General features: G+C 53.7%; 8 protein-coding genes. 4 read left to right on the top strand and 4 right to left on the bottom strand.

All coding sequences use genetic code 11. The annotated features are described in order from the left end of the window. Positions 1–451 precede the first annotated feature (451 nt). Positions 452–1,738, top strand: coding sequence for an ATP-binding protein (locus AC13DE_RS00120; RefSeq protein ID WP_483046627.1), 1,287 nt, complete (start codon positions 452–454; stop codon positions 1,736–1,738). An 86-nt stretch (positions 1,739–1,824) separates the two neighbouring features. On the opposite strand, the gene AC13DE_RS00115 is transcribed toward AC13DE_RS00120, so the two are convergent. After that, positions 1,825–2,229: a PIN domain-containing protein gene (locus AC13DE_RS00115; RefSeq protein ID WP_483046626.1), complete on the bottom strand. Its 405-nt coding sequence runs from the start codon at positions 2,227–2,229 to the stop codon at positions 1,825–1,827. After that, complete coding sequence (locus AC13DE_RS00110) at positions 2,229–2,471, bottom strand: type II toxin-antitoxin system Phd/YefM family antitoxin (protein ID WP_483046625.1); 243 nt, start codon at positions 2,469–2,471, stop codon at positions 2,229–2,231. The genes AC13DE_RS00115 and AC13DE_RS00110 overlap by 1 nt, the downstream gene beginning before the upstream one ends. 331 nt (positions 2,472–2,802) lie before the next feature. On the opposite strand from AC13DE_RS00110, the gene AC13DE_RS00105 reads away from it, so the two are divergent. Then, entirely contained in the window at positions 2,803–3,081 is a 279-nt protein-coding gene (locus AC13DE_RS00105; RefSeq protein WP_483046624.1) for a type II toxin-antitoxin system RelE/ParE family toxin, read from the top strand. A gap of 13 nt (positions 3,082–3,094) precedes the next feature. Next, positions 3,095–3,388, top strand: a complete 294-nt coding sequence (locus AC13DE_RS00100; RefSeq protein ID WP_483046623.1) for a HigA family addiction module antitoxin — start codon at positions 3,095–3,097, stop codon at positions 3,386–3,388. Positions 3,389–3,534: 146 nt separating this feature from the next. On the opposite strand, the gene AC13DE_RS00095 is transcribed toward AC13DE_RS00100, so the two are convergent. Both AC13DE_RS00095 and AC13DE_RS00090 read right to left on the bottom strand, forming a co-directional pair. Next, entirely contained in the window at positions 3,535–4,122 is a 588-nt protein-coding gene (locus AC13DE_RS00095; RefSeq protein ID WP_483046622.1) for a TetR/AcrR family transcriptional regulator, read from the bottom strand. A gap of 258 nt (positions 4,123–4,380) precedes the next feature. Beyond that, a complete protein-coding gene (locus AC13DE_RS00090) occupies positions 4,381–4,602 on the bottom strand; it encodes a type II toxin-antitoxin system CcdA family antitoxin (protein ID WP_483046621.1) in 222 nt (73 codons plus the stop codon). 426 nt (positions 4,603–5,028) lie between these two features. On the opposite strand from AC13DE_RS00090, the gene AC13DE_RS00085 reads away from it, so the two are divergent. Next, positions 5,029–7,121, top strand: a 2,093-nt coding sequence (locus tag AC13DE_RS00085) for a hypothetical protein (protein ID WP_483046620.1), incomplete at its 3' end; no start/stop codon positions are given.

The following is a 7,121-nucleotide window of genomic DNA, read 5'->3' as shown; positions in this document are numbered from 1 at the left end:
GTGTATACAATGCATAGCCATTCTATCATCTGACACTTCATCTATATAATTTAATAAACTCTATAGCTTGTAGCTCGAACAGGTGCCGCCCGAGCACGGCGCAGCCGCGCGCAGCGGCGAGTGCCTGTTCGAGCTACAAGCGCTATAGAGAATCTAGTTAAATAGATTGAATCATAGCGCGCGCGAGGGCTTGAAGCATGCTCTCCCCATCCTTCCTTGGTTCCATCTGACGCAGCTACTCCGAAACTGGTTGGATCTAACCCCGGCTTCCTGATTCTGACGGCCTTCAACTCACTTAGAAATGAAACTGTAATGAGCAAATCGTGATACTTCTAATGTACAAATGGTGAGTCTTTTAGTAGACAAATGGTGATAACTTTGAGATGCAGCTCGATGCGATGAGCCGCCCTCTTTTTCGTATACCCCAGACGCTGGAAAGAAACCAAAGTCCATGACTGATGCAGAAGACTATCTGCCAAGGCATCTTGTTGCAGAGCTTGAAGATGCGATCGCAACAGCACGTGTCGTCAATCTTATTGGCCCACGGCAGGTTGGTAAGACAACCCTTGTCAGAGACTTGTTTGGCAATGGCCGTTTTATCACTTTGGATGACGCGGCAGTCTTAGCTGCCATTGAAGCGGACCCGGAAGGGCAGCTTACCAGTCTGATAGAAAATTTGGACGCCGCGCCGCTTATCATCGATGAGGCTCAGCGATCCAAGAAGCTGGCTCTCGCAATCAAAAGGGTGGTCGACGCTAACCGGCGCAAGGGACAATTTGTCCTTACTGGTTCCTCCAATGTATTCACAACCACGGACGTCGCTGACTCGCTTGCGGGCAGGATGCGTACACTCAAGCTTTGGCCTTTGTCAGTCGCTGAAATCAAACGCGCCCCTGTCAACCGCCTGATGGATTGGGCGATGCAAAACGACCCCAAGTTACAGCAGATAGCCGATCCAGCGCCTGTCAGCCGAAGCGACTATATCGCTCTTGTTCTGCAAGGTGGTTTCCCAGAAACCAGAGGGTTGCCACTCAGATCCCGTCAGCGGCAGTATCGAGACTATATAGATGCAGTGGTTGAACGTGATGTGGCCGATATTACACCAGTTCGAAAGCCAGACGCTTTGCGGATCCTGATCGATCAGATGGCAGCACGGTCCGCGCAAGAAATCAATGTTTCCGAACTGTCTAAACTGACCAAACTGCAACGCAGTACAGTTGAGCAATATCTGGACATCTTGTTGCGGTTGTCGATGCTGACCAAGCTAGGGGCTTGGACATCGGGTGAGGGTAAGCGGGAAATCAAAAACCCAAAATATCACTTCGCAGATTCAGGTATCGCCTGCGCTTTGCGGCGTTTTACTGAGGCAACTTTCACAATCGATAACAACCCACAAGCGCTTGGTGGCCTGCTTGAAAGCTTTGTTCTAAACGAAATTCAGCGCGCGGTACCAATGCAGGATGCAGATTATCGTCTCTACCATTGGCGCAGTGCAGACCAGCGGGAAATCGACATTCTGATTGATGGAGGCAGCCATCTGGTTTGCGTAGAGGTCAAAGCGTCTGCATCAGTCGGCAGCGAAGATTTCAAACATCTCAAATGGTTCTCGAAAGACGGACCTGGCCGCAGTAGAACATGCACAGGGATTGTATTCTACCTTGGGCAAGAAAAGCTCACCTTCGGGGGCAGGAACTTTGCACTTCCGGTAAGCGCCCTTTGGAGCGCGATCAATGTTTGACCTGCCGTTACCAATGTCGCGGGAACCAGTTTCAAATCAACTTGACCTAGCCTGCGGGTTTCCAAACTGCGTCGCGCTGTTGAACCCTATTCAAACGGGTTCTCAATCGACACACCCGTTGGGGCAAAGTCACTGACGTTGCCAGTGACGACAACCGCCCCGTGTCGAAGCCCTGTCGCTGCAATCATCAGGTCTGGGCCGGTATGCCCAACCTTTGCCGAGAGATGGCCCCAAATACGGGCGTCCTCAGCCTCAAAGGAAAGCAGCCGGTCGGAAAAAAACGACACTGTCCGATCGAGCCAGGTCCGCAGGTCATGTGCAAATCCAGGGTCTCGTGTTTCCTGCTGTCGAATGCTGCGTTCTATTTCGCCAAGCGTGATGACGCTTAGAAACAGATCCTGCTCGCGCTTTCCACGCAACCACGTTTCCATTTTGGGTGCGCGATCTGGCCGACGCACGGCGGAGATGATGTTGGTATCAAGAATGTACATCAAAAGCTGACGTCACGCGGAGCTGCCTGAGCCCGAGGCATATCTTCTCCTGGGAAAACCATCAGATGATCCGCAAAGCTTTCCCGTGATTGAACGGCACTCTCAAGCAAGCGGTGGTATTCGTCAGCAGCCAAGATGACCACGGCAGGTTTACCACGTCGGGTGACCTCCTGCGGTGTGCCGGCAAGAGCAGCATCAACGACCGCACTGAACTTGTTCTTTGCACCCTGAAGTGTCCACATGGCTATCATCCTATCTAGCTATACAGCTAGACATGTTCTCGATGGTCTACTTTATCAAGTTTTGCGGGCGTTCAGGTTGGTTCATCTCTTTGTGGGATTGATGCAACTGCGGGCGCAGTCGCAGATAGATGCCTGAGTCTAGTCGGGAACCTGCATCAAAGGGTAGGTGCTCGCTATTCTCAGACTTTGCCCTGTGAGGGACTCCGCTTCCGCTAGGGCATCAGCGACAGCGGCTGCGAAGGGAAAGGCACTTAAGACAAAGCCCCCCATCATCCAACGGGCGGCAATACATACTTATTGTAATATGTAACTTTACATGCTACAGCGAGCTATGATTATCGGATTTAAGCACAAAGGACTTCAAACCTTCTATTCGACCGGAAAAGCGAAGGGAATCCGCCCTGATCAAGCCCGTCGTATAGCCTCAATCTTAGCCATTTTGGATGAGGCAGAAGGCCTAGAAGAGTTGAGCCGCCCATCCTTAAGGTTGCACGAGTTGACAGGCGACCGAAAGGGGATCTGGTCAGTGAGCGTGAATGGCCCTTGGCGCATCACCTTCACCCATGAAGACGGCAAGTTCGATATCCTGAATTTGGAGCAGTACCACTAAAAAGGAGAGCAAAATGCCTATGATGAACCCGCCCCACCCCGCCGAAGGTCTGAAAGACGACCTGGAGGCCTTGAACCTGTCCACGGCGCAAGCCGCTGTGGCTCTTGGCGTCACGCGCCAACAGTTGCACCGTGTCCTTTCCTGCGACAGTGCGATTTCGCCCGAAATGGCCGTGCGACTGGAAGCTGTGATTGGGGGCCGTGCCGACCATTGGTTGCGGATGCAAGTTGCGTACGACTTGGCGCAGGTGCGCCAGAAGAAGGCTGATATTACTCGAGGTCTGCGCCGTTTGACGCCTGCGTCTTGACCTAAAAGTCAGTTCAGTGCGTTCTGCTCCCTAGATCGGGGGTGAGAAGGAACCATTGGCGTCAGCGCGTGCCTTGTACCTTTCCGTAGCTGATCTAACCCTCGCGGCCTCCGATCAGGAGGTTCGTCACAACGCACGGCTTGATGTCAGTCTTTAAAAGGCGATGCCGTCTGATCCAGGATCCTCATGAGTGCGTCTGTTCTCTGTTTTGGGTCACTTGGCAGACCTCGGCACAGCTGGCTGTCTATGGCCAGGCTAGCTAGCCCGTGCACGATAGCCCAAGCCAATACAGCTTCATCGTCCTTTTGGTTGGGTGCTGTAGGGTTGGCTAGCGCAGAATCGTTTCGAAGGAACTCAGAGGCGGCACGCAGATCGGGGTCTTCGATATCAATAAGATCACCTTGAAACATCAGCCGGAACAGGTGCGGCTCTCGCATGGCGAAGTCGATATAAGCTCTTGCCGCGACGTGATGCCGAGCGTTCTGATCCACATTTTCGACAGCTGCGTTCATTCGATTGCCCAACAGATCAAATCCTTCCTTGGCCAGCACTGTCGCCAAAGCCTTACGGTCCTTGAAATGACGGGACACGGCCGATGGAGCACATCCCGCAATCTTGGCGCAGGCACGCATGATGACAGCCGCCTGCCCGTCCTGTCTCAGCAGATCCATCCCGATCTTGAGCAAGACATTGCGCAAATCACCGTGATGATAAGGCTTCGTAGTTCTGGTCAATGACATCTCTCCATATGTGAGCAATGATCACTTGTATTCTGTCTGAAGTAGGGCGACCGTCAAGATGTGATCAGTGATCACTTACGTTTTATATGAAATAGGGCGGCTGTCATGATCTGAGCAATGATCACATCATGGGTTGGTTCAGAGCAGAACCACAAATACCCGACTTTGAGATGCCTTTGTCTTGGTTCAGCCCGTCTTTGGTGAAGTTGGACGTTGGTTCACCGTGATCTGTTGTCTGAAGGTGCTTCCCTTCTAAAAACTTCTGAACTCAGCCAGTGGAAGATCTTCTTCGGCGACCTCCTCGGCATAGGCGTTGATCGTTGACTGGTTCTCTGCACGCCACTTGCAATTGTGTTCGATCTTGGCGGCCTCGATGATCGCGGCTTCGGCGAGACGCGACATGTTGAGACTGAGCGATCGTGCCGCTTCAGTGACGTCCGCGTCCAGCGTAAGATTGACTTTCGCGCGTCTCATAAGAGACCCCTAAAGCAGGCGTCTACAACAGGAGTAAAGCCATACCGCACCTCAGAGCAAGTCGAGCCTCCCCGGTATCGACCTGCCCCAGTGTTACCGACTGCCCCTTCTTCTGGATCTCTATGCCTGCGTCAGCAGAACCAAGAACGAAGTGACCACTACTTGACGGACATTTTTCTGCGAGGGATGGGTGCCTGGAGAGTATACTATATAACTGCAAAAAAAAGTACTACCTCATAGATTGATTAAACAGGGTCCTAACATCCCTAGGCGTACATAGCCTGGCTCCTAGCTATCAGTGTCCAAAACATCCCGACCTGAATGTCCCCTGCATGGTAGAAGTTCTCCAGACTTCTCAGTACTTCTCTTGGGCTTTGGTCAGAATAGCGATTAGGATACAGGTGGGGTTCAGGGTTCTGGATCCATATGCTTGTCATGCAGGTGATGGAGTTCCTCTCCTACATGCTGACGAACCAGGATCTGATCGAGCTTGGTAAGTCGCAGAACACCTATCAGCGTCTGGGTCGGATTGTCCGGGCCGGGATGAAGCTCCTGAAAGATCTACTGGGCCTTCGCAATAGGGATCTGCCAGGGCGGGATATCTTCAGCAATGTGCGCTTCAACGCAGGTGTGCTCATGGCAGATGTTGCATTGCCGAGTGCACAGCCAGGCATGGTTCTGAACCAGTCAGAAGGGAACACAGATGCCCGCCTGTCCAATCTTGAATCCCGTTATACCAAACGCCTGACCCAAGTGGTGACAGCGCACAAGAACGGGCTGCTCAAAGACGGGTTGAGCGAGACCGATGCCCGCGCAATTGCGCGCAAGGATATGACCGAGTTCCTGCTGTCAAGCAAGAAGACAGCCGAGCGTGCTGCGGCCTCTGGGTTCCGTATGACTGCCCGTGAACGTCAGGCTTTCCGATCAATCCACGGGGCATTCACCAGCTCCTTGGTTCTGGATCCCACACAACTGCGCCAGGTTCATAACCTGCATGATTATGTACTGGAGAACCTGACTGTCGATATGCTGATGGCAGACGGGAACACGTTGCGGGACGAGGCTGAAGCACAGCTGGCCTTCCTACAGAACGGGCGGGACAACGACATGTTGGCGAGCTTCATGGCGCTGGCACAGATAAGCCCGAGCCTACGAAATGCCCTGGTCGAGATGCAGGCTCCTTTGAGCACAGAAGTGAAATGGAACTCGGTGGACGAAGCGATTAACAGCGTTGGTACAGCCTCCATGTCCTTCCTGGCCCGCATGTCCCTACAAAAGCCCGGTCGTCTTGGTTCGGTGGGCAAAGAGCTGGATAGACTGACCCAATTGTTGTCAGAGATGGAATCCGAGAACAGGGTGGTAAATTCTGTTGGCAAGATCGGTGACAAGATCGAAGCGTCCAACGACTACGCCTCGAAGTACCTCGAGAAGGCCTCCGATGCGGCAACAACCAAGGTTGATGCCTTTGCCAAGGACAAGGCCAAGCCGGTCAAGATGGGGCTCAAGGTGCTGAGCTTTGTCACGGCTATGGGCTCCAAGAATGCCTCAGCGGTAAAAGGTGAAAGCCTGACCATGTTCCTCAACAACGTCGAGGGCTGGGACTCTGTGCGCTCTGCACTGCACGATCTGCGAGGGGCGACAAAGAGCAACCTGCCTGTGCTGCGCCTGGTCAACCTGGTCAAAGCCAAGATCGACGCTCTGCGGCAGGACTTCCGAGAAGGTGTACCAAAGATCCTGGCCAGTGAGTTTAGCCGCAAGCTGAGCCGACAAGAATGGTCTGCGCTGCACGCGGGCATGGCTGTAACGGATCTGATGGCACTGGGTCTCACAGAAGCCCGTGCATTGCTGAAAGATCCGGCAAGCCTAGCCGGTCGTGTGTCTGCAGCGGAAGAGACCCTTGCAGGCTTGGCCGGGGTTAATCTCGATCGCTACAAGGCAAAGGCCAAGGCTCTGGCGATTTACCAGACCAAGGGCGATGTGACATCCCGCCATTTGCTGAAGAATGCCCGTGCTATCGCGCATCTGTTCGGTGAAGCAGATCGTCCTGATCCAAAGACGGTGACAGAGGATCTGATCAAAGCCATCGAGCGGCTAGTTGGCCTCTATGCTTACGGCGAGCTCGATGCGGACACACGAGCGTCCATCGAAGGTCTGGCTCAGACAGAAGAGAAAGGCATGGAGACCGTCACAGGCTTGCTGGCATCCGTGCGTGAGCTTGAGCGTCAGAAGTCCTTGTCCGATGATCCAAGCGAAGCCAACGTGGCACTGAACAACGCGATCCAGGGGTACATCCCTGCGCTTGGTTCAGGCAGCCAGGTGATCGTGGCAGATGCCTCTGAGCATGAGAAGCTGCGGATGACAGGCTGGACCCGGATCGGGGAGTATCAGGGGGATGCGCGTGAAGGCAGTCGTGTGAAGCGGGCCTACTATCAGTCCAACGTGGCGGGCAAGGCGTCCTTCCGTCAGGGGATCGCTCAGACTGTGCATGCGACCTATAGCGGTGTGAACGCACGCACAGG

This window comes from Sulfitobacter sp. L-8, assembly GCF_056859255.1.
The sequence above is the reverse complement of the archived record's forward strand: the minus strand, read 5'-3'. Positions and strand labels throughout refer to the sequence as shown.